This window comes from Chloroherpetonaceae bacterium (assembly GCA_025056565.1).
Classification (GTDB): Bacteria; Bacteroidota; Chlorobiia; order Chlorobiales; family Thermochlorobacteraceae; genus Thermochlorobacter.
Map to the genome: position 1 here is coordinate 51,275 of JANWWA010000016.1, position 23,112 is coordinate 74,386.

22 protein-coding genes are annotated in these 23,112 nt (G+C 49.2%); 15 read left to right on the plus strand and 7 right to left on the minus strand.

Features of this window, described 5'->3' with window-relative positions; genetic code table 11:
- Positions 1–40: 40 nt before the first annotated feature.
- Both NZM05_11190 and scpB read right to left on the minus strand, forming a co-directional pair.
- Positions 41–907 (minus strand): rRNA pseudouridine synthase, encoded by an 867-nt coding sequence (locus NZM05_11190; protein MCS7014176.1) that lies wholly within the window; start codon positions 905–907, stop codon positions 41–43.
- Positions 897–1,757, minus strand: a complete 861-nt coding sequence (scpB, locus tag NZM05_11195) for an SMC-Scp complex subunit ScpB (GenBank protein MCS7014177.1) — start codon at positions 1,755–1,757, stop codon at positions 897–899. Before scpB ends, NZM05_11190 begins: the two co-directional genes overlap by 11 nt.
- A 212-nt stretch (positions 1,758–1,969) precedes the next feature.
- Between scpB and NZM05_11200 the strand changes: the two genes are divergently transcribed.
- On the plus strand, positions 1,970–3,700 hold the full coding sequence (locus NZM05_11200) for a DEDD exonuclease domain-containing protein (GenBank protein MCS7014178.1): 1,731 nt from the start codon (positions 1,970–1,972) through the stop codon (positions 3,698–3,700).
- On the opposite strand, the gene NZM05_11205 is transcribed toward NZM05_11200, so the two are convergent.
- Complete coding sequence (locus tag NZM05_11205) at positions 3,690–4,613, minus strand: TonB family protein (GenBank protein ID MCS7014179.1); 924 nt, start codon at positions 4,611–4,613, stop codon at positions 3,690–3,692. The genes NZM05_11200 and NZM05_11205 overlap by 11 nt on opposite strands.
- A gap of 240 nt (positions 4,614–4,853) precedes the next feature.
- Here NZM05_11205 and NZM05_11210 point away from each other — a divergent pair, with 240 nt between their 5' ends.
- The 12 genes from NZM05_11210 to pyrH all read left to right on the plus strand — a co-directional run bounded on the left by NZM05_11210 (position 4,854) and on the right by pyrH (position 18,265).
- A complete protein-coding gene (locus NZM05_11210; GenBank protein ID MCS7014180.1) occupies positions 4,854–7,679 on the plus strand; it encodes a TonB-dependent receptor in 2,826 nt (941 codons plus the stop codon).
- 26 nt (positions 7,680–7,705) lie between these two features.
- Complete coding sequence (locus NZM05_11215) at positions 7,706–9,481, plus strand: T9SS type A sorting domain-containing protein (protein MCS7014181.1); 1,776 nt, start codon at positions 7,706–7,708, stop codon at positions 9,479–9,481.
- 70 nt (positions 9,482–9,551) lie between these two features.
- On the plus strand, positions 9,552–10,175 hold the full coding sequence (locus NZM05_11220) for a hypothetical protein (protein ID MCS7014182.1): 624 nt from the start codon (positions 9,552–9,554) through the stop codon (positions 10,173–10,175).
- Between the two features lie 146 nt (positions 10,176–10,321).
- On the plus strand, positions 10,322–11,479 hold the full coding sequence (locus tag NZM05_11225) for a carotenoid 1,2-hydratase (protein ID MCS7014183.1): 1,158 nt from the start codon (positions 10,322–10,324) through the stop codon (positions 11,477–11,479).
- A gap of 107 nt (positions 11,480–11,586) precedes the next feature.
- On the plus strand, positions 11,587–12,138 hold the full coding sequence (locus NZM05_11230; protein MCS7014184.1) for a Rieske (2Fe-2S) protein: 552 nt from the start codon (positions 11,587–11,589) through the stop codon (positions 12,136–12,138).
- Positions 12,139–12,175: 37 nt separating this feature from the next.
- Positions 12,176–13,402, plus strand: coding sequence for a cytochrome bc complex cytochrome b subunit (locus NZM05_11235; GenBank protein MCS7014185.1), 1,227 nt, complete (start codon positions 12,176–12,178; stop codon positions 13,400–13,402).
- A gap of 250 nt (positions 13,403–13,652) precedes the next feature.
- Positions 13,653–14,729 carry a class 1 fructose-bisphosphatase gene (gene fbp, locus NZM05_11240; protein ID MCS7014186.1) on the plus strand — a complete coding sequence of 359 codons (1,077 nt, stop codon included), beginning with the start codon at positions 13,653–13,655 and terminating at the stop codon, positions 14,727–14,729.
- Positions 14,730–14,819: 90 nt separating this feature from the next.
- On the plus strand, positions 14,820–15,272 hold the full coding sequence (rplM, locus tag NZM05_11245) for a 50S ribosomal protein L13 (protein ID MCS7014187.1): 453 nt from the start codon (positions 14,820–14,822) through the stop codon (positions 15,270–15,272).
- An 8-nt stretch (positions 15,273–15,280) separates the two neighbouring features.
- Positions 15,281–15,670 (plus strand): 30S ribosomal protein S9, encoded by a 390-nt coding sequence (gene rpsI / locus NZM05_11250; protein ID MCS7014188.1) that lies wholly within the window; start codon positions 15,281–15,283, stop codon positions 15,668–15,670.
- A gap of 170 nt (positions 15,671–15,840) precedes the next feature.
- Positions 15,841–16,566 (plus strand): 30S ribosomal protein S2, encoded by a 726-nt coding sequence (gene rpsB / locus NZM05_11255; protein ID MCS7014189.1) that lies wholly within the window; start codon positions 15,841–15,843, stop codon positions 16,564–16,566.
- Between the two features lie 63 nt (positions 16,567–16,629).
- Positions 16,630–17,496, plus strand: coding sequence for a translation elongation factor Ts (tsf, locus tag NZM05_11260; GenBank protein MCS7014190.1), 867 nt, complete (start codon positions 16,630–16,632; stop codon positions 17,494–17,496).
- A gap of 55 nt (positions 17,497–17,551) precedes the next feature.
- A complete protein-coding gene (gene pyrH / locus NZM05_11265; protein MCS7014191.1) occupies positions 17,552–18,265 on the plus strand; it encodes a UMP kinase in 714 nt (237 codons plus the stop codon).
- Here pyrH and NZM05_11270 read toward each other — a convergent pair.
- Positions 18,262–18,441 (minus strand): hypothetical protein, encoded by a 180-nt coding sequence (locus NZM05_11270; protein ID MCS7014192.1) that lies wholly within the window; start codon positions 18,439–18,441, stop codon positions 18,262–18,264. The genes pyrH and NZM05_11270 overlap by 4 nt on opposite strands.
- A 38-nt stretch (positions 18,442–18,479) precedes the next feature.
- On the opposite strand from NZM05_11270, the gene NZM05_11275 reads away from it, so the two are divergent.
- Positions 18,480–20,126 carry an SLBB domain-containing protein gene (locus tag NZM05_11275; GenBank protein ID MCS7014193.1) on the plus strand — a complete coding sequence of 549 codons (1,647 nt, stop codon included), beginning with the start codon at positions 18,480–18,482 and terminating at the stop codon, positions 20,124–20,126.
- A complete protein-coding gene (locus NZM05_11280; protein ID MCS7014194.1) occupies positions 20,126–21,409 on the plus strand; it encodes a hypothetical protein in 1,284 nt (427 codons plus the stop codon). The genes NZM05_11275 and NZM05_11280 overlap by 1 nt, the downstream gene beginning before the upstream one ends.
- 27 nt (positions 21,410–21,436) lie before the next feature.
- Here the strand turns inward: NZM05_11280 and NZM05_11285 are convergent, their stop codons facing one another.
- The 3 genes from NZM05_11285 to NZM05_11295 form a co-directional block, all read right to left on the minus strand.
- A complete protein-coding gene (locus NZM05_11285; GenBank protein MCS7014195.1) occupies positions 21,437–22,192 on the minus strand; it encodes a 1-acyl-sn-glycerol-3-phosphate acyltransferase in 756 nt (251 codons plus the stop codon).
- A 174-nt stretch (positions 22,193–22,366) separates the two neighbouring features.
- Positions 22,367–22,645 (minus strand): TMEM165/GDT1 family protein, encoded by a 279-nt coding sequence (locus NZM05_11290; protein ID MCS7014196.1) that lies wholly within the window; start codon positions 22,643–22,645, stop codon positions 22,367–22,369.
- A gap of 163 nt (positions 22,646–22,808) precedes the next feature.
- Positions 22,809–23,112: BamA/TamA family outer membrane protein (locus tag NZM05_11295; GenBank protein MCS7014197.1), on the minus strand; the 304-nt coding region annotated here is incomplete at its 5' end.

Here is a 23,112-nt window from a genome sequence, read left to right on the forward strand (position 1 = left end):
ATGCTGCGTTATCTCTGCAAACTTTCCTGCGGGGTGGAGTTTATTTCTCCGCTAGCCCACATTGCGCACGAAGATACGCAATTTCTGCGGCAGAGAGATGTCGCCACTCCCCGCGCCGAAGCCCCTCTATGCTGAGCCCTGCATACCGAATGCGCTCTAACTTTTTAACCTCGTAGCCCAAAGACCAAAACATTCGGTGCACCTGACGATTTTTCCCCTCACTGAGACGCAACCACACCACTGAACCATCACCCAAGATTTTTGCCTCGCACGGGCTGACCTTCTCACCTGTGTCTTTCAGGCGCATCCCACCTGTAAGCTTAGGCAAGTCGGCACGCTGAAATTTCTGCTCAAGCGTCGCCAGATACTCTTTTTGGATCCCGTGCGAAGGGTGCATGAGCCGGTTTGCCAATTCACCATCGTTGGTCAAAAGCAGCGCACCAACAGTGTTGCGGTCTAAGCGACCGACAGGATAGACACGTTCATCAATGCCAAGCACATCTAAGACGGTGCGGCGATGGCGCTCATCACGATTGGTGGTGATAGTGTCTTTGGGCTTGTTGAGCAGAATGTAGAGCTTTCGCTTCGGCTCTTGAATGCGCCGTCCAGCGACAATCACTTCATCTTTGTAGCGGTTAATTTTGGTGCCAAGTTCTGTAACGACCTTGCCGTTTACAATCACCTCCCCTTGCTGAATAAGCTCATCTGCTTTGCGACGAGATGCAGCACCGCAGAGCGAAATAAACTTGTTAAGACGGATAAGGGCGTCTTGTCCGGAGAGTGAAGCAGGCAAAGCTGCACTTTTTGCTGCCGCAGAGGGCTTGACTCTGCGACCTTGAAGCGATTTAGCAGTCGTAGCGTCAGACGAAGCAGGCGCCGCACGGTATAGTGAAGATTTAGTCTTCATCCGACTCAGCGAGCTTTTGTGCCTTGTCATCTTTGTCGAACTCAACCTTCAAGCGCACATTCAGTTCCTGCTGCACAAAGGCTTGAGCTTCAGCTTCGCGCATAAGCTCCTCAATTTCGCGTGGCTTAGGCAAATCCGATAGTGAGCCTAAGTTGAAATAATCCAAAAATTCTTTGGTCGTGCTGTAGAGCAAAGGCTTGCCGACGCCTTCGCCCCGACCACTGACCTCAATTAAATTGCGCTCCAAGAGCATACGAATGACATAATCCGCATTCGTGCCACGAATCGCCTCAATTTCAGCTTTGGAAATAGGCTGACGGTAGGCAATAATTGCCAGCGTTTCCAGCGCAGCTTGTGACAGCCGACGCTGCATCTTCGGCTGCATAAGTTTCTGGATAACGCTATGGAATTGCTTCTCCGTAAGAAAACGATACCCTTGTGCAATATGCCGAATACGAAAGGTGCGCCCCGTCTGCTCATACTCTTGATTGAGTTCATCAATCATCTGCTCTATATCCAAATCAGTGAGTTTCTCTGACCCAATGGCTTGGCGAATCGCTTTAACGGAGAGCGCTTCATCGCTGGCAAAAATGAGTGCTTCAATTTGTTGCTTGTAATCCTGCCGCCGCAAGTCTATGCCACCTTCAGGCAAGGACACAGTGGGCACATCTGCTTGGCTGGAAAAGTGCAATGTATGTCCATTCTGCGATGGCACCGAAGCAGAGTCGCTGTACGACGACGCTGTACCAGCTTGCGCCTCACCCTGCGGTGATAGAGACGACTGACTATGTTGATGTTCCAAGTTAGTTTGGCGTTTGATTTCTAAGTTTATGTTTAGAGAATCTAGCAATGCAATATAACGCGCCTGAAAAGTTAGCCCAAGTCTGGGGTGCTGTAACTGTCCTTGTGGTAACTGGGTGAAACGAAATGAAAGGATAGCGGTGCTGCACGCGCCCTAGAATGAAGTTGAGGAAGAGACCTAAAAACGCCATAGCGGACAGGGCGTAGCGCAGCATGAGGAGATAGGGAAAAATTGTATCTTCGCTCAAACTCAGGAGTTGCTTGACAGAGCCAGTTCACATCTCAGACGCAGTTTTTACTGTAATTGACCTCGAGACCACAGGCGGCGCACAACCTGAAAACACGATTATTGAGCTGGCTGCCATAAAGGTGCGGCACGGGGAAATTTTAGATGAACTGTCCACGCTCATCAATCCTGAGCAACCTATTTCATACTTCATTTCGCAATACACTGGCATCACAAATGAAATGGTGAAAAATGCGCCGCGCTTGCCCGAAGTGTTGCCACGCTTGCAAGCACTCATTGGTGAAAGCGTATTTGTAGCGCATAACATTCACTTCGACCTGCGCTTCCTCAATATGGAGCTAAGGCGGTATGGCTGTGAACCGCTGAAGAATGCTGCACTTTGCACCGTGCGCTTGGCGCGTCGGCTGCTGCCAAAGCAACCACGCAAAAATCTAAGCGAGCTGGCAGCGTGGTTTGGCATTCCCATCTCAGAACGGCACCGTGCACATGGCGATGCACTAGCCACTGTGCAAATCTTGCAAAAGCTCATTGAGATTGCCGCTGAAGCCCATGGCGTAGAGTATCTCGATGAACTGCTTTCACTGCAATTTCAGCCAATGCGGCGCTTTAAGAAAGAGCCAGTGCACATTCAGCGCATTCGCAAAGAAGTGCTTCCACGCTTACCTGAACGAGCAGGCGTCTATTTGATGCATGCGGCAAACGGCGAAGTGCTTTACATTGGCAAGTCGAAAAATCTTAAAGCACGCGTCAGTTCCTACTTTACGCACGATGTCAATAAGCCTGAGAAAGTGAAAGAGCTGATTCGATATGTGCGCACAGTTGAAACGATTGCGACAGGTTCAGAGCTGGAAGCGCTGCTACTGGAGTCGCGCCTTATTAAGCAGTATCGGCCGCGCTACAATACTTTGCTCAAGCGCTATAAGTCTTACCCATTTCTGCGTCTGACGCATCACCCGTATCCGCGCTTAGAAATCGCAACGAGCATTGAAAATGACGGCGCAGAGTATTTTGGTCCATTCCCCTCAATGGAGGTGGCGCGTGATGTCTTTGATGTGCTAAATAAAAATTTGCTACTAAGAGAGTGCAGCGACGATGAATTCCGGAAAGGACGTGCGTGCATCTATTTTGAGCTGCATCGTTGTCTTGCGCCGTGCGAAGCACATCGTCAAGCCGAAGATGCCTATCAAAAAGAGTTAGAGCGAGCGCGTCAATTTCTGTCGGGCGAAGACAGTGCACTGATTCGGCAACTGACTGAAAAAATGCATCGTTTGGCAGCAGAACTACGCTTCGAAGAGGCGGCAGAGTTGCGGGGTAAAATCCAGAGCCTGAGGCGCGTCTTTTACAGGCAAGCCGATGTCGTGGCATCGGTCAACGAAAACAACTTGTTAGTTATTCTGCCCTCGGAGCGCTTTTCTGAGCTTTGCAAAGAGTTTGTGGTGCTCTTTGTGCGCTTCGGTCGACTGAAACTTCAGCGCAAAATTTTGCTCAATGAAGCATTCTTGCTTGAGCCAGATATCCAAGCCGTTTTTTTCAGCGATGGTCAGAAGCCTGAGCACTGCCACAAAGAAGAGATTGATGAAATGCAAATTCTCGCAAGCTGGATTTATCAGCATCGACAATCGCTTTCCTGCCTTTACATCAAACCGTTTGGCTCAGCAAGTGCAGTCTTAAATGAACTGGCAGAGCGACTGCTGAGGCTTGCAGGCGCAACCGACATAGAGGCTGCAGCAGAGCTTACCAAGTAACTTTCTGGATTTTGAACGTAAGGGGCACTGTAATTGCGCCAGCCACAGGCTTGCCGCCAGCTTGTGCGGGCGTGTAGAGGGTTTCCTCTGTCAAAACGCGCACTGCTTCTTCGGTCAAAAGTGGGTGCGCCGGTTTTAGCACATCAATCTTCATCACATTGCCTTTTGCATCCACAAAGACACGTGCAACAACCTTGCCTTCAATTTTTAGTGAAAGGGCAGCTTCAGGGTAGACAATTTTCTTCATCACCGACTCAATACCGCCCTGAATCTGAACTTCCTTCTCTACGCTAATTGTGTTAAGCTCGGCTACCAGTGCCTCAGCCTCCGCCGTGATGCGCTGAATATCCTCGTCCTCGTCAACTGCCACAGCGGCAGGCGCAGCTTTTGCAGCAGGCTCAGGTGCTGCCTTCTCCTCCTTTGGCTTGGTTACTGCAGCAATCGGAGCCGCAGATTTCTCAGTAGACTTTTCAGCTGGTTTTTCCGCCAAAGCTACAGGCTTTTCAGCTAATTTTTCCTTCGGCTTGCTTGATGCAAGCAGCGTTACCGTGCCACCTGATTCGCTCAGCACAAAATCTTTGCGCGTGGTTGTATTAGCAGCAATCGTAACGCTGATGGCATCCATCTTGGGTAAACCGCGCTTGAATGCTTTGAGCGTGTACTGCCCTTCTGGCACGGAGAGGAAGATATAGTATCCATCAGCGTTGGAAAGAGCTGCCTGAGTGGTGGTGCCGCTCGAGAGATAGACCGTAGCTGCTGCGAGCGGATTTCCACTACCATCAACGACCCGCCCTAATAGTCGTCCTTGTGAGAAGGCTATCTCTACCAGCCAAAAAAATGTAATACCTAACAACAGAACTTTGTTCAGTAACACACTTCTAAGTAGCACGCCCCCGCCAAATCGAAATCCCATAGTTAGAGTTGTCTAAGGCTGCAAATCTACATAGGACGAGGGAGATAGTGTGTTAAGAAATCGTGAAAAAACAGGGTTGGCTTTATCGGCAAGGGGAGGCAAAGTTAATGAAAACTTAACCTTCGCTTAACACTGAAACTGCTATCTTCGGGCTGTCATTTCAGACAAGAAACCAACCAGCCCAGAAGTAGGTGGGGCGAAAAGCTTGAACCAAACTCCAAGAACCAGTAAATCGTGCAAATGCTCTCCAAACTTGCCAAAACGCTTCTAACGCTTCTCGGCATTTTGTGGCTTGTTTCCAGTGCGACCTTAGCACAAGAGAAAGTAAGACTGTTCGGCAAGGTTACAGATAAGGATACAGGTGAAGAACTCATTGGAGCGAGCGTAACAGTGGTGGGGACGAATATTGGTGGCTTAACGAATGTCGACGGGGAGTATTCCTTTATGCTACCACCCGGCAAGTATGACATTCGGGTGAGCTACGTAGGCTACCAGACACTGGTGAAAAATGTAGAGGTGAAAGCAGGGCAAGTAAATCGCCAAGATGTGCAGCTCAAGGTGGAGGCATCTGTAACGGAAGAGATTGTGGTCGAGGCCTCAATCAGCAATGCAACTGAAGCTGCGCTGCTCACTCAGCAGCGTAAATCTCTGGCAGTATCCGATGCAATTAGCGCTGAGTTTATCAAAAAGACACCCGATAGCGATGCAGGAGAAGCAGCAAAGCGCATTACAGGCGTGTCGCTAGTCGGTGGAAAGTTTGTTTTCGTGCGGGGCTTAGGCGAGCGATATAACAACACACAAATCAACGGTGCAAACCTTCCAAGTCCCGAGCCTGAGAAGCGAGTGGTGCCGTTTGACATTATCCCTGCAAACGTGGTGGAGAATATCGTTACGGTAAAGACCTTTCTCCCAGACCAGCCGGGCACCTTTGCAGGTGGTACAGTGAAGATTCGCACAAAAGAATTTCCAGATGAATTCACGCTGGTGTTCAGCGCAGGCGCAGGTATCAATGCAAATGCGCATTTCCGTGAGATTCCCAAGTATGTCGGAGGGCGCTGGGATTTTCTGGGCATTGATGATGGCACGCGTCGTTTGCCAAGTAATTTTCCAGCACGCATTGTAACGCCCGCACAGGAAGTCGAGGCGGCACGCATGCTGAGCAGTGGCGTATTCTATCCATTCAACCGCTCGTTTGCGCCAAACCAAAGCTACACAATCACATTTGCTGACCAGTTTAATTTGGGTGAGCTACCGCTGGGCTATATTCTAAGTTTGAATTACAGCAACGATGTAACCTATCGTCGCAAGGCAATTTTCTTCCCAAGCGCCGAACCCGATGTGCCTCAGTTCTCTTTTGACGAACAGAACTCACTGTTCAATGTCAACTGGGGTGGTATCTTCAATTTCAGCCTCCGTGCGGACGAGAACAACAAATTCGGGTTCAAGAACCTCTACAACCGCGTGATGGAAGATGAGACGCTGCTGGCGTTTGGCACAAAGGCGCTCTCGAATGATTCAGTTCGTTCTTCTCGCTTGCGCTATGTAGAGCGCTCTCTTTTCTCTACGCAGCTGACAGGCACACACTTTCTTAACTGGCTAGCGCGCGCAGAGCTGGAGTGGCTCGGAGCTTACTCGGTGGCAACCCGCTTAGAACCAGATAACCGCGAAACTGCCTACATCCGAGACGCACTAACAAGAATCTACAACTTCGACAATAGCGCAGGGCGAAACTTGCGCTTCTTCTCTGACCTCCGTGATGAAGCGTGGGAAGGCAAGCTGGACATTACGATCCCATTCTTGCAGTGGGACGCGCTAAAGTCCAAAGTGAAGTTTGGAGGGTCTTACAACACAAAGCGGAGAAACTTCTCTGCGAGACGATTTACATACCAATTAGGTTCAGGCGGGGCATTAGCCGTGCTGAACAAACAGCCTGATGAGCTATTCACTGCCGAAAATGTGGCAAACGGCACGCTGCAGCTTCAAGAAGCGACATTGGGGGTGGATACTTACAGTGCAAATGAGCTAATCACAGCAGGTTATGCGATGATGGAGTTGCCAATCATTCCGCAACTGCGTTTCATTGGTGGCGTGCGGCTGGAGCAGAATAAGTTGGAGCTAAACTCGACTGACGGCTTAGGGGCAGCAGCGGTGCCAGTTCGAGCAGGCTTTGACCGATTAAATGTGCTACCCTCTCTTAATTTCATCTACTCGCCAATTGAAGCCATCAATGTGCGACTGGCATTCAGCCAAACGATTGCTCAACCTGAACTGCGTGAATTTGCACCCTTCCGTTTTGATGACTACCGCACCAGCACATTTGGCAATCCTTTCCTTGTGCAGACGCAAATTCAAAACTACGACTTCCGTTTTGAGTGGTATCCGAGAGTGGCTGAGCTGTTTGCGATTAGTGGGTTCTACAAAACGCTCGATAAGCCGATTGAACGTGTGCGCTTGGCTCGAACAGTTGGTTCATCACTCGCGCTAACCGTCATCAACTCACGCAGGGCGGTGAATTTCGGCGCAGAATTTGAGCTGCGCAAGCGGTTAGATTGGATTGCCGAGCCACTGAAAAATTTCACCTTCAGCTTGAATGTCGCACTCATCAATTCTCAGATTGAGATTGAGGACACCAGAGTATTCTTCCCAGCAGGAGCCGCAGGCGGTCGCGGCGACACGCTTGACATTTCAAGAGATGACTACACAAACCCCAATCGCCCAATGCAGGGGCAATCGCCCTTTATCGTTAATGCAAATCTCTCATATGAGAATCCTGAAATTGGCTTCTCAGCGATTCTACTCTACAATATCGTTGGACGACGCGTGAGCGAAGTCGGAGTGCGGCAGGGCGCTGGCGCAGGTATTGGCGACCAAAACCAAGACACCTACGAAGAACCACGCAACCAGCTCGATTTATCTATCAGCCAGCGGCTCTTTAAGAACTTCTCCGTTAAGCTAAGCATTCGCAACATCCTCGATGACCGATTTCTCTTCACAGTCGGTAGTAAAGAGGCAGAGCGATATCGAACAGGTCAGATTTTCTCTCTAACGCTCTCTTACAGTCCGTAGTTTTCTCTAACCTAAAACGCATCACTATGCCAAGAATGAAATATCTTTTTACTGCGCTTGCAATCCTTGTTTGTCTGTCAGAAGGGTTTGGGCAGACGCTGCCAAATATCAACCGCCCGATTGTCAGGGTGGGTGGTAACATTTCGGAAAATCGCACATTTTTTAGAGATACAGTCTACCTCATTGTAGGCTTTACGACTATTCCAGCAAACGTAACACTAACCATTCAGCCCGGCACAATTCTGCTCTCTGACTTTGAGTCAAAGGGTACACTGATTACGGAGCGTGGACGCGACGGAAGCCCAGCAGCACCTGGTGCAGCGCGCCGCAGCGGTCGAATTATTGCAAACGGCACCGCAACAGACCCAATTATTTTTACCTCCACACGCCCGAATGGTCAAAAGCGTCGCGGAGATGGAGGCGGAATTGTGTTGAATGGGTTAGCGCCCAACAACGGTCCCGGCGGTATTCTTGTCGGTGAAGGTAACACTGGTATTCATGGCGGGAATACACCAATGGATACCAGCGGCATTTTCCGCTATGTTCGCATTGAGTTTGGCGGCACAAAAATTACGCCCGACAACGAAGTAAATGGTTGGACCTTTAATAGCACAGGTGCTGGAACAGTTTGCGAATATCTGCAAGCCCACTTTATTGCGGATGACGGCTTCGAGTGGTTTGGTGGCACGGTCGACGGCAGATACTTGGTCGCAACAGGCGTCGACGACGATATGTTTGATATGGATAACTCCTACTGTGGTCGCTTGCAGTTCCTTGTCGGTGTTGAAGACCGTGCTTTGGCAAACCGTGGCTATGAGATTGACAACGATGCTACAGGCTCAACAGCTCGCTCTACACTTGGTGTCTTGACCTGTCCTACCGTCTACAATGTAACGCTCATCGGGGCGGGTGTGGCTCGAGCTGGAGATGACAACAACGACGGCATTTATGTGCGCCGTAACGCGCAAGGGCTGTTCTGGAATCACATCGTTGTGAACTTTGGCGGCTTTGGTTTCGTGGTAGATGGCTCTGCTTCTCGCGGTCAGTTTGACCGAGATTCACTCTTTGTTAGAAACTCTATTATGCTGAACCGTGGTCTCTTGCCACTGGGAACAGGCACGGCGAAAGTAGACTCACTAGTTGCTTGGGGAGCGTTCCGTGCGGGCACGCCAGCTGTTTATGATACCGCAGGCTTCTATGGCAGAGCAAATGCGTGGGGAGTTAGAACGGTCAACCCACAGCTTGTAGGCCTAACGAGCGCAATTCTTAACGGGACAGCCAATCCAATCAGTGGTCAGCCGCTCGACCTGCGTCCGCAAGCTGGCTCGCCTGCACTGACGGGCGGCGCAAGACCGCGTAACTTCTCGCGCTTCCCGGGCGACAATGCAAACTTCTTTGATACAACTGCCACATTCATTGGAGCATTCAACCAAACAACCAACTGGATGTCAGGCTGGACTGTATGGGCAACGAATGCAACGACCTTCAATCTTGTCTCGCGTGTCGTTGAAGAGAGAGCACTTGAGAGTCGCCCAACTCGCTTTGAACTCTCGCAAAACTATCCGAATCCATTTAACCCCACTACAAACATTCGTTTTAGCCTACCAAGCTCGGAAGTGGTAACGCTGAAAATCTATGACATCACAGGGCGAGAGGTCGCTACGCTCATTAACGGAGAGCGCCGTGCAGCAGGGGTCTATCAGCTTACCTACGATGCATCAGCCCTTGCTAGTGGCGTTTATCTCTATCGCTTGCAAGCAGGTTCATTTGTAGATACCAAAAAGATGACGCTAATCAAGTAAGCCTTCTTGCCACAACCCACTGGGGAGCGCAGCCTGAAAAATGGCTGCGCTCTTTGACTTTAAGAAGACTATGAACCGCTTTTCTGTCTGGTTTTTCATTCTAACTCTTACTTTTTTCGCTCTCTCGTGCCAAAAGGGAGAGCGAAGCACTCAGCAAGCTGACACGATTGACCCGAAGCGGCTGGCAATTTCTCACGATATGCCGCAGCTACCAAAGCCATACCCCTACCCTGAACCACTACCCGATAGCGTAAAGCAGCGTCAGCTCTCACATAGTGCTAGAACGCCTGAGGAACTTATTGATATTGCATTAGAAGCTTTGGCTAAGCGCGACACAGCGACGCTGAAAAACATTATGATTAACGAGTATGAATTTCGAAATTGGCTTTGGCCTGAATTTCCTGCCAGCTTGCCAGTGATGAATATCTCACCTGATTTTGCATGGCAAAACCTGCTCCAGAACTCTGAAAAAGGGTTGCGTCTTGCGCTGGAAAAATATGGCGGGAAAAAATTCTCATATGTCTCACATCGCTTCCTCAAAGGGCAGGACTACTACCAAACCTTCATCGTGCATACGCAAACGCGCGTTGTAATTGCAGACTCGTTAGGGCGACAGCGCGAGATGAAAGAGCTCGGTTCGTTCGTTGAAATGAACGGCCGCTATAAACTAATGAGCTACCGCGACAGGGACTGAAGTCTCATTCTCCTACGTGCAGCGTTGAAACGTATCACGCCGAAAAGCGATTTATAGCCGAAAAAACTAAGCAGGCAGCTTGAGGCAGGAACTTATCTGCCGCGCGCTACACGCACCTGCTCACAAATTCAGAGAAAACTTCACCAATGCAACTTTCGGCTTCACTGAGGCACGATGTCTGGCACGACCTCACCGACTCTGGTTCATATGAATGGTGGTATTTTGATGCCCTTGATGAAAGCCAGACTTACTCCTTTGTCGCGATTTGGTTCTCGGGCTTTCCCTTCTCACCGTATTATTTAAGGCGATATGTGCAGTCTCAGCGGTCTCAGCAAGCCTTGTGCGCCAACCCACTTGAGCATGTCGCATTCAGTTTCAACCTATATAAGCACGGCAGAGAAGTCATCAATTTCATCAAAGAAGGGGGAGCGGAGCTATTTTCTGCCTCGCGCAACGAACCGTTTGCTCGCTTTGAGCGCAATGTGTTTTATTTTGATGCAGAAAGCCAGACCTTCCACTTGAACCTAAATTTTGAGATGCCATTGCGGCGCAAAAAAGTGCGTGCGCAGCTCTGCTTTCATATTCGCCCAATTGAAGGCTTGCAGCAACTTTCTCGCTTTTCTTCTACCTCGCCGACACATGCTTGGGTGCTGGCGTCTCCCTCTAACGACGTAACAGGGGAACTACAAGTCTATGACGGCAAAACGTGGGAAATTATTTCCTTCAAGGGGCGAGGGTATCACGACCACAACTACGGACGCACGCCGATGAACACCGATATTGAGCATTGGTATTGGGGGCGCGCACATTCGCACGACTTTGATTTGGTCTACTACCTGACGACCTACCGAGATAGAGCGCACAAACCATTCAGCTTTCTTTTGCTCACACAAAATGAGCGCGTGCTGGCAATTGAAGATGACCTCGTTGCAACAGAACACGAGCATGCGCGGCGATTCTTTTCGCCACGCTACGGTCGCCGATTTTCCCTTACAAACGAGCGCCTCTCATTCGATATTGAGCACTTGCAAGCGCTAGATGCAGGGCCGTTCTACCTACGCTTCAATTCTAAGTTCACGCTCTGGCGCGAAGATGGGCATGCGATTGAGCTCTGTGGGATTTCTGAGTCATTACATCCGCAAAACCTAAACTCAGGTTTAGTGCGGCACCTTATCAAGAGCAAAATTTGGCGGGCAGGGAGACTGTCGGTGATGTACACACTCTACAACTTTTTTGCTCAGCTGTTTGAGGTCGGAACGAAAAAAATTCTGCCCGTTGTTCCAGAGACAGCCACGGACGAATGAAAAGTTTTCGCTATGTTCGCACACGGCTTTAACGCTGCAAGGCAACATTTCACCGCTGAGGCAGCAACGCAACTCTCAAATCACAAACCTTGAGGAGAACCTGAACAATGGCTCAAATTGTCAGAGGCGAATATGACCGCTCAAAGCGCCTTGCTGTAATTTCTGAGACTGACCAAGAGCGTCGTGAAGCGGTCGAGCAGGCACAAAAAGCTGTCCAAGAAGGCGCTGCAACAATGGGAACAGGTCGGCGCGATGTGCTGAACATTATCGTGGGGGCTTTGGCGACCGCATTTATCCTCCCTGTGCTCTATGTGATTGGTCGCTTCGTCGTTCCGCCTGAGCGCAAAAAGAAGGAGGAAACTTCTGTCGTGGTAGCAAAAACTTCAGACGTTCCACCTAATACAGGCAAAATCGTGCTCTTCAACAATCAGAAGCTGCTCCTGATGAATGTGGGAGGCGAGTATAAGGCTATCTCGGCTATCTGCACGCACCTGCAGTGCATTGTGCAGTGGAAACAAGATGAGCAAGTCGTCTGGTGCGCATGCCACAATGCCAAATACACCAGTGACGGCGAAAAAATCTCTGGCCCGCAGCCGGCAGGACTCGCCAAATATGTGGTAAAAGTTAAAGACGATAACATTGTGGTCGAAAAAGCATAACTCGCATAACTAAAAATTACTGAAGGGAGTAATCGCTATGGCAGAACTTGTCTCAACCAAGAATCCAACAACGCAGACTGCGGCAGCTGGCAGTGGTGCAGCCACTGCAAACGGTGCTTCTAAGGGATCTGGCTTGCAGGAGTGGCTCAATGTGCGCATTGGGTCAATGACCTATGCAATTGACTACCTTAGCAAAAAAGCTGTGCCAATTCACCGTCATTCTATCTGGTACTACTTCGGTGGACTCACGCTCTTCTTTTTCGTTATCCAAATCATTACCGGGTTGCTGCTCCTGCTTTACTACAAGCCCACCGAAAAGGAAGCATTTGACTCTTTCGTTTATATCCAAAAAGAGGTCGCCTTTGGTTGGCTGATTCGTCAGGTGCATAGCTGGTCAGCAAACCTGATGACACTGATGATGTTTATCCATATGTTCAGCGCATACTTTATGAAAGCCTATCGCAAACCACGCGAGCTGATGTGGCTAACAGGCTTTGTGCTGTGTCTTCTGACGCTGGGTTTAGGCTTTACAGGATACTTGCTCCCTTGGAATGAACTGGCCTTCTTTGCGACGCAAGTCGGCATCTCAATTCCAGGGACTATCGGCAGTATGCCGTTGATTGGTCAGTATATCGGACCGTTTGTAACGGAGATAACTGCCAAAGTTTTAGGCGCAGACATTGTGATGATTGATGGTAAGCCTATTCCGCAGGTAACAGGCGACACGCTGACGCGAATGTTTGGCTTCCATGTTGTCTTGCTGCCTGGCATTACCTTGCTGGTGCTCTCTGCGCATCTGCTCCTTGTGCAGACATTGGGCAACTCTGTGCCAATTGGTTACCGCGAGCGCGGTCTAGTCAAAGGCGAAGAGCCATTTTTCCCGAACTTCCTGATGAAAGACTTTATTGGCTGGATGATTGGTTTTGCCGTGCTCATTTTCCTTGCCGTAATGTTCCCATGGGAGATTGGCGTCAAGCTCGACCCAGTCAATTCTGCACCAAGCCCTGAAATTAAACCAGAATGGTATTTCTGGGCACAGTTCCAATTCCTAAAGCAAGTGCCGGGCTGGGTTGCCGCAATTTTCTTAGGTGCGGCAGTTGTTGTGTGGGCACTCGTGCCTTTTCTTGATAAGAAAGCCTCACGTGAAGAGAAAAGCCCCGCTTTCACCATCTTTGGTATCTTAACACTGGCATTTTTCCTCTTTGAGTCGTTCCTTGTCTACTACAACTATTCGCTCACGCACAAGCACGGACCTTGGTTCTAAATTCAGCAAGATGAGCAAAAAGAAGAGGCGGCTGAAAAAGCCGCCTTTTGCTTCACTGAAAGCGCTGTGAACCGTGCATTGCAGGGTTTATCACGCTTTGCTGCATTGACAGATTAATGTGGGAGAAGCTTTTCCGCTGCAATAGGCAATAAGCAATGCTGCCACAGCACATTTGCGTTTGAATGCTAAATACTTAATTTCGTCGAACCTACACGACCTTTTCAAACAAAGTAGCAGGGAGATTTTAACTATGGCTGAGCTGATTACAATTGAGCGCCATATTCTCGAGCAGCAGCGCAATTTTCCGGGCGCTAGCGGTGAGCTGACCCAACTGCTTTACGACATAACCTTTGCTGCCAAGTTAGTCCGCCGTGAAGTCATTCGCGCAGGACTGGTCGATATTCTGGGGTCTGCAGGCTCTACCAACATACAGGGCGAAGAAGTCAAAAAGCTGGACAAGTTCGCTCATGAGAAGTTCATTCAAGGGATTGGGCATCATGGACGTTTTGCGGTGATGGCATCTGAAGAAAGTGATGATATTATCATTCCGCCAGTAGAATCATCTGGCAAATATGTCCTGCTCTTTGACCCACTCGATGGTTCTTCAAACATTGATGCAAACGTAAGTGTCGGAACCATTTTCTCTATCTACAAACGCAAATCACCTGTAGGCACACCTGCAACCGTGCAAGACTGTCTGCAGCGTGGCTTAGAACAAGTCGCAGCCGGCTATGTGATTTATGGCTCTTCTGTAATGTTAGTCTATACGACAGGGCAAGGCGTGCACGGTTTTACCTTAGACCCGACGATTGGTGAGTTCCTACTGTCGCATCCCAACATCACGATTCCAAAGCGCGGCAAAATTTACTCAATTAACGAGGGCTACTACCGATATTTCTTTGACGGTATCAAGAAGTATATCAAATACCTTCAACAAGAAGACAAAGCCACCAATCGTCCCTATTCGGGGCGGTATATTGGTTCGCTGGTTGCAGATTTCCATCGCAATTTGCTCTACGGAGGGATTTTCATCTATCCGCGCACGAAAAAAGCGCCAGAGGGGAAACTTCGTTTGCTCTATGAAGCAAATCCACTGGCCTTTGTATGCGAGCAAGCTGGCGGACGCGCCACAGATGGATACAGACGCATTTTGGAAATCGTGCCTGAAAAGCTGCATCAGCGCACGCCACTCTTCATTGGCAGCGAAGAAGATGTCAAGATTGCGGAAGAATTTGAGCAAGGCTTGCGAGAAGTGGAGCACGACCGTGAGCTAATTCCAAGTATGCTGGCTGAAGTCTCACGTGCAGAATCGACGTTGCTACGCTGAGCAAATTTCTACAAAAAATCTGACAAGGCGTTTGACTTTTTGAGGTCAAACGCCTATTTTTGCGGGCTCTATTTGAAACGGATTTTACCAATGAAGCTAGACACACAGAGTTTTCGCACCTATTCAGCGAAGCCACTTGAAGTGCCTCGCAAATGGTATCTGGTGAATGCAGAGGGCAAGACTTTAGGACGACTGGTCTCTCGCATTGCTGCAATTTTGCGCGGCAAGCATAAGCCACAATTTACGCCGCATATTGATACGGGCGATTTTGTAGTGGTCATCAATGCTGAGAAAGTAAAACTAACAGGCTCAAAGCCGCAAAAGAAGTTGTATTACCATAACACGCTCTATCCGGGCGGCGCACGCTGGGAAAAATTTGCAGACATTCTGCAAAGGAAGCCCGAGCGCATTATTGAGGACGCCGTGTGGGGAATGCTGCCCAAGAACAACTTAGGGCGAAAAATCTATAAGAAGTTAAAAGTCTATGCAGGACCCAATCACCCACACGCAGCACAAAAACCTGAACCTCTTGAAATTTCGTAACGCATTTTATGCCTGAGATAATAGCAACCGTTGGGCGACGCAAAACGGCAGTTGCCCGTGCATTCGTGAAAGCAGGAAGCGGAAAGATTCTGATTAACGACCGTCCAATTGAGAATTACTTTCCCGTAGAGGAACAACGCAACGATGCCTTGAAACCACTGTCCGTAACGGATAATCTGGGCAAGTTTGACATCAAGGTGAATGTAAAGGGAGGAGGCGTAAGTGGTCAGGTTGGAGCGGTGCGCCTTGCAATTGCGCGCGCATTAGTCGAGTATGATGAAAATTTAAGGCCGACACTACGCAAGGACGGTTTACTGACACGCGACCCAAGAATGGTTGAGCGCAAAAAATACGGTCGCCGTAAAGCACGTCGCCGCTTCCAATTCTCGAAGCGCTAAGCCATCTGAGGCTAAGATGCGACAATCTGGATGCGGAAATTGATGCTCACACAACGCATACTTTGCTGAACCTTAGGGTTCAAAATCGCTCGGGGAGTGTTTAGCTGTTTCCGCTAAATCCCGACGATAGTGGCAAAGTAGAGGTTTAACTCAACCAAACACACTGAACTATGCCTAGACTTCAAATTGAAGACCTGCTCAAAGCCGGTGCGCACTTTGGTCATCTGACCCGCCGATGGAACCCCAAAATGAAGCCGTATATCTTTATGGAGAAGAACGGCATTCATATCATTGATTTGAAAAAGACTGTGCAGATGGCAGAAGATGCGCTGAATGCGGTAGAAGCAATTGCCAGCACTGGTAAAGATATTCTCTTTGTGGGCACAAAGAAGCAAGCCAAAGCGATTATCGCAGAGCAAGCGGAGCGCTGCGGAATGCCATACGTCTCAGAACGCTGGTTAGGGGGAATGCTCACAAACTTCTCGACGATTCGCCAAAGCATTCGCCGCCTCAATGCAATTGAGCGAATGGAAAATGACGGCACTTTCGACATTATCACCAAAAAAGAGCGCCTGATGCTTACGCGCGAAAAAGAAAAGCTGCTAAAGGTGCTGGGCGGCATTACAGAAATGACACGCTTGCCTGCTGCGCTGTATGTGGTCGATGTCAAGAAAGAACACATTGCTGTGAAGGAAGCTAACCTCCTGGGCATTCCTGTCGTGGCAATGGTCGATACCAACTGTGACCCTGAACTGGTTACGCACATTATCCCTGCAAATGATGACTCAATTCGCTCGATTGAACTTATCACAACCGCTGTAGCTGATGCAATTTTGAATGCCACGACAGCACAAAAAGAAGAGGACACTGAAGAAGTCGAAGCAGAAGAGAAATGATTTTGGAAAAAACCGTGATGCACTCACGGTTTTTTCGCATCGGATAACCCTATAAAACCCAATATGGCAGAAATTTCAGCAAAGCTCGTCAAGGAACTGCGCGACAGAACAGGCGCAGGAATGGCAGATTGCAAAAAAGCGCTTGAGGCAACTGAGGGCGATATGGAGGCTGCAATTAAGTGGCTGCGAGAGCGTGGAGCCGCTGCAGCTGCCAAGCGTGCTGACCGAGAAGCCAAAGAAGGCATTATTGCCGTGGCACAAACGGACGATAAGAAAGCAGCAGCAATGGTTGAAGTAAACTGCGAAACAGACTTCGTTGCGCGAAGTGAGGCATTCGTGAATTTTGCAAATGAAGTCGCAGCCTTAGCCTTGAAGTATCGCACAAAGACACGAGAAGCACTGTTGGAACTCACAATGGGCGGTGAGTTCAATACCAGCGTAGCGAAAGCGGCTGAGATTATGGTCGGTAAGGTAGGTGAGAAAGTTGAAATCAGCCGTGTAGCACTTTTGGAAGCGCAGGAGGGCATAGTTGTGGCCTACACGCACCCTGGTGCAAAGCTGGCATCGCTGGTGCATCTGTCAGGCCTAAATGGCAAAGATGACTCTATTGCGAAAGATATTGCGATGCAAGTGGCTGCAGCCGCACCAGTTGCCTTAGACCGAAAAAGTGTGCCTAAGGAAATGATTGAAAGAGAAGCAGAGATTTATCGGCAGCAGGCGCTAAACGAAAAGAAGCCAGAGGCTGTGATTGAAAGAATTGTAGCAGGTAGAATTGAGAAGATGTATCAAGACGTGGCACTGCTTGAGCAGCCGTTCATCAAGGATAGCAGCAAAACTGTAACAGAAGTGCTCAAAGAGGCGTCTGAGCGCCTACAAGCTACGCTCACCGTGCATCAATTTGTGCGGTTTCAATTAGGCGAAAAGGGATAAACAAAGTAGTCTCGCTATCAGGCGAGACTTCTTTTTTACAAATTCTGATGCAAGTATGTCAGCACTCAAATACAAACGAATTTTGCTCAAGCTCAGTGGCGAATCTCTAATGGGTGATAAGGGCTATGGTATTGATGGAGAAGTGCTAAATAAATTCGCTGCAGAGATTGCCGAAGTGCACGAGTTGGGCGTAGAAGTGGCAATTGTAATTGGCGGTGGGAATATCTTTCGCGGCGTCTCTAAGGCTGCCGAGTATATGGACCGTGTTCAGGCGGACCATATGGGTATGCTGGCAACTGTGATTAATGCGCTTGCACTGCAAGATGCATTGGAGCGGCGAGGCGTCTTTACGCGCCTACAGACCGCTATCAAAATGGAACAAATTGCTGAGCCATTTATTCGTCGCCGTGCAATTCGACACTTGGAAAAGCGACGTGTAGTAATTTTTGGTGCAGGCACAGGTAATCCTTACTTCACAACCGACACTGCGGCAGCCTTGCGTGCAATTGAAATTGAAGCTGATGTAATCATTAAAGGCACGCGCGTCAACGGCATCTACGCTGAAGATCCAGAGAAAAATCCATCTGCGCAATTCTTCCCAAAAATTACCTACCTTGATGTCTTACGCAAAAATTTGCGTGTAATGGATCTGACAGCTATTACGCTTTGCCAAGAAAACATGCTCCCCATCGTGGTGATGAATATGAACATAGAGGGTAACCTTAAACGGCTCATCATCGGAGAAGAGGTGGGGAGTCTGGTGAACTAAGCAACAAGTAGCATTACAGCGCCTACGCCTGCAAGCACAAGCCCAAAGCCAAGCACACTCAGCCAGGTCAGTTTTGCTGCCCAATGTTCCCATTCGGTCTCTGCGCGATACTTCGCACTTCCAACAAAGAACGCTGTGATGCCCGTGGCGAACAGTGCAATTGCCAGAATCTTCATATCTTGATAGACAAATGGCTGAGTGCAATTGCAACATAATGAAAGTTTGCCAAAAATTAAGACACTGGTATTGCCTAATTGTAACTAACCGACTTTGGCATACACTCAATACGCTCGCCTTGCTCCTGCTGTTTTCGTGCTTGCAGGCACAAACGCTCGAGCCGCAACTTTGGCCACGCACACCCACTGCTACACTGGATACGGCATTGCTATTTGGCGCAGTGCGTAGCACACCGGCCGTTGCATCGCAAGCCTTAGCACCGCCGAATTACACCGTCAATGCAGGTGATGGGCTGTTTATCGGCATCTATTCCCAGACTTACACATCTTATCAGCTGACCGTAACGCCAGAAGGTAAAATCATTTTACCGCGAGTTGGCGAACTGGAGGTAAAAAATCTCACTATCCCAGAGCTGAAAGCACGGCTGACGGCGATGCTAAGCAAGACATACAAGCGTGCTGAGGTAAGCGTGGCTCTCGTGTCGCTACGCAGCTTTGAGGTTGAAATTTTGGGCGAGACACTCTACCCAACTAAGGTGCGTGTAAGCGCCGCCGAACGTATCTCTGATGCCTTAGCAAAGAGCGGGGTCGTGCTGCGAACAGCATCTTTACGACAAATTACCCTGCGGCGCAGTAACCCTGATACCACGATGCAATTAGACCTTTTGCCATACTATCGGCTGCTGGAAACAAGAGACAATCACTATCTCAGAGAAGGGGATGTGATATTTCTCACACGGCGCGTGGATAGCATCAGAGTAGTGGGTGAGGTACGATATCCGGGTAGCTATGAGTTTCATCCAAGCGATTCACTGTATCGGGCAATTGCGTTTGCAGGAGGGGTGTTAGAGTCTGCCTACTTAGATTCGGTCGAGATTATCCGATACACGGACGATAGGCTTTCCCGAAAAAGTTTGTTTGTGAGCATCAAGGGCTTTCCGAGCAATGCAAATGTGCCGCTTCAGCGAGGCGATATTGTGGTCGTGCGGCGCATTCCTAAGATTTTTCCAGAGGAAACGGTAGAACTGCGTGGAGAAGTTCGCTTTCCTGGCATTTACCGCATTGAGCCGAAAAAAACACGCCTCCTTGATGTGATTCAGGCTGCGGGTGGTTTCACCAAAGAAGCATCGCTCGAGGAAGCAGCTATTGTACGTCCCTCTGCGGCTCGCACCCTAGACCCCAAAGCCTTCGTGAGCGATAACCCCGACGACGATGATGCACAGTATCTTAAAGCACGCATGCGCGAGCGTCCGGGCAAAATGTCCGTCAACTTCAAGACATTGATGCAGGAAAAAGTCGAGTCGGAAAACATTGTCTTAGAGCCGAATGATATTATTGAAGTGCCGCGCTTCCAAAATTATATCAATGTGATTGGGCGTGTGATTGAACCTGGCAATGTGGAGTATCAGCCGAACCTAACCATCAAAGATTACATTGCGCTGGCAGGTGGGTTAGGCAAGCGTGCCGATGAAGGACGCATCAGCGTCATTAAGCCAAATACAGGCGATGTGATTGAAGCAAGCAAAGTCAAGGTCTTGGAGCCAGGCGACACGATTTTAGTGCCTGAGCTGCCGCGTAAGACTTGGCTGCAGTCAGCTTGGGAGATTTTTCGGGATGGAGTAGTGGTCATCGGAAGCATTGCAACCACCACACTGGTGATTCTTACGATCATTCGAGGACAGTAATGAACGAAGAAACGGCGTTGGGTAACGGTAGGACTTGGGCAAAACCGATGCTGCTGCGCCATTACCTCGAGCTTATCTTAGAAAACGCGGGGTTTATGGCGCGATTTGCAATGTGTGCAATGTTGCTGGCAGCAGCGGTGCTCTGGCTGATGCCACGCACTTACGTAGCCAAGACAACACTCATGCCACCTGAAGACCCCAACAAGCAAAACACACTCTTGCAAGCCGCTGGCAATCTAAGCGTTGGAATTTTGGGCAACATAGCAGGCGTCAATATGACTGAGGTGCTCGTGGAAGTGCTGAGAAGCCGTGTGATGGCGGAAAGTTTATACGTTTCACAAAATTTGGAAGTACTCTTTTTGAGCGAAGAAGAAAGAAGGCTGCCAGTCACTGAGCGCTTTGAGAGAGTGCGAAGCAGGCTGACCGAAACCACACGCATTACGGCTAATAAGCAAGGCTTTATCACGATTGAGGTGCGCTATGCAACGCCAGCATTTTCGTTTAATCCAGCAGATGATGATAGCGCAAAAGTGCGAGCAGCGCGCCTTGCAAATGCATATGTAGAAATGCTGGATAAAATCAATCGACGCTTAGCGAATGCCAAATCGCTCTACAATGCGGAGTATTTTCTCGAGCAACTGCAAATTGCTAAGCAGGAGTTAGATAGCGCTTATGCAAACTTGGAAGCCTTCCAGAAGTCAAACAAAGCTGTAGCGATTACGGAGCAAATGAAGCTGCAGCTGGAAGCGCTCTCTAAGCTCAAAGCAAGTATTGTTGCAGAGGAAATCAATTTGGATTTGCTCCTGCGCGATAGGCAACCGAGCGACTTGCTGGTGGTAGAGTCTAGGAATCGCTTGTCAGAGCTGCAGCGAAAGTATAATGAGATGCTCTTAGGCAAGTCAGACCAGTATGCGATGGGGTTGGAACAGATGCCAGCACTTGCGCGTGAGTATGCAAACTACTACCGTGAAGTAAAAATTAGCGAGGAAGTGTATGCGCTGCTCAAGCAGCTCTACTACAAAGAGCGCTTGCAAGGCTATCGCAACACGCCGACTGTAGTGGTGCTCGATGAAGCCAAAGCGCCTGCAACGCGCACAAGTCCCAAGCGCTTGGAAACATTGCTGCTGCTTTTGCCGCTCTCTCTGCTTGCTGCAGTAGGGTGGGTATTGGTGCAGAACTTTTTGCAGCGCACTCGCACAGAAGAAGGTTACGCGCGACTGTGGCAACTATGGGAAACAAAAGTTTGGATATTCGGACGCAAGCAGAAAAAAACGCTACTCTAAAAGGCAGGTAAATTCATAAGTCGCTCCTTATGCATCAATCCCTTGCTGAACAAACTTTTGGTGGTTTTCAGATATGACACGAAACGATTCAGTAAGTAGTTCATCAGCAGATTTTGACTCAACGGGGATTGCTCGATCAATGACCAGCGTGATACTGCCTGGGGAAATCAGTGCAGTGCCACGGCGCATAATCTTGTAGCTACCCAAGATGGTAACAGGCAAGATGGGAACACCTGACTTTTCGGCAACCAAAAATGCGCCACGCTTGAAGGGCTGAATGCGACCATCAAAGGACCGCGTGCCATCTGCAAAGATTATGACGGATTTGCCTTGTCGGATTTTCTCAATTGCCTTGTAGAGACTTTTCAGGGCGTCACGGTTTGCACCACGCTTGATAAGAATGAAATCGCCCATCGCCATTGACCAACCAAAAAAAGGAATTTTTCCGAGTGATTCCTTCGCAACAATCCGCACTTTTTTGATAGGCAAACCCAATAGCAAAGCAGGAATGTCAAAGTAGCTGGCATGGTTGCTGACCACAACATAGACCCCATTCGGGTCAACATTTTCTTTACCAATGACGATAAGTCTAACGCCTGAGAAGAAAAGCCAAAGCCGGCACCAAAGCCGGGCTAAAAAAAGATACACTGTGCCAGAACGGTCAAAGAGCGAGAAGAGAATAGAAATTGTGGATAGCACTATCATCACACTCAGCACGGTTACCCAGATGTAAATGGAGCGAAGAATTAGCCAGAGTTTCGACATTGCCAGTGTGAATTGCATTGTTATGCAAGTCGCATAGCAAATATAGCTATGTAGCACTTGCTTTGTGTCAAAAGTAGAGGAATTGCGTAACTGGAGGCTACTTGGGGCGAGATGCAGTGCCATGATTCGTAAGGCACTGATGCTCTACATACTCCAAAGTTAAGACCCCTGTTCTGCGAAAGCAACTCTCTGTCAATCACCTGAGAGCATGGTCCAGATGCCAATGGCGATAAAGCCTGCGCCTGCAATCCATTTGAGCAGCTTTGGTGAAATCCACTTGCCGAGTTGCTCGCCCACCACGACGCCAATGCCTGCCGCCAAGACCAGCGCCGCCGCTGAGCCAAAGAAAATCGCCCACTTGCTTGCGCCTTCTTTCGTGGCGAAAGTCATCGTGGCAAGTTGAGTTTTGTCGCCAATCTCAGCGAGAAAGACGGTGATGAACACAGTTGAAAAGACGCTCCAAAATTGCATCGCTCTTTTTGTTTGCGTTAGAAAAATCGCGCGTGAATGCGCTCGAGGTTAATCTTGCCAAGCAGCTTATTGCGTTTTGTGGCAAGTTGCGAGACTTGCATAGCAAAGCAAAGGGCGAGTTTGGCAAGCTCACCCCTTGCTGGCGCTGCACTGGCTTCGCTGGTTAAAAGATGTGCTGGAAGCCAAAGAAGAACTGGCTGGCTTCGGCGCTCTGAGCAAAATCAAAGCGCAGAATCGTGGCTTGATTCCAAGCAATGCGTGCGCCGATACCGTAGTTCCATCGGTAATCCGTGAAGCCAAAGTCTTGCAGTCTATCCCATACTCTGCCAAGGTCTAAGAAGGGCGTGATGCCGAAGGAAAAGGTTTGACCAAGAAACTGCAGTTTGAAAAACTTGGCACGCATTTCGAGATTGACCAGCGCAGTGAGCGGTCCCGTGAAGCGATACTCACGGAAACCGCGCAGCGAG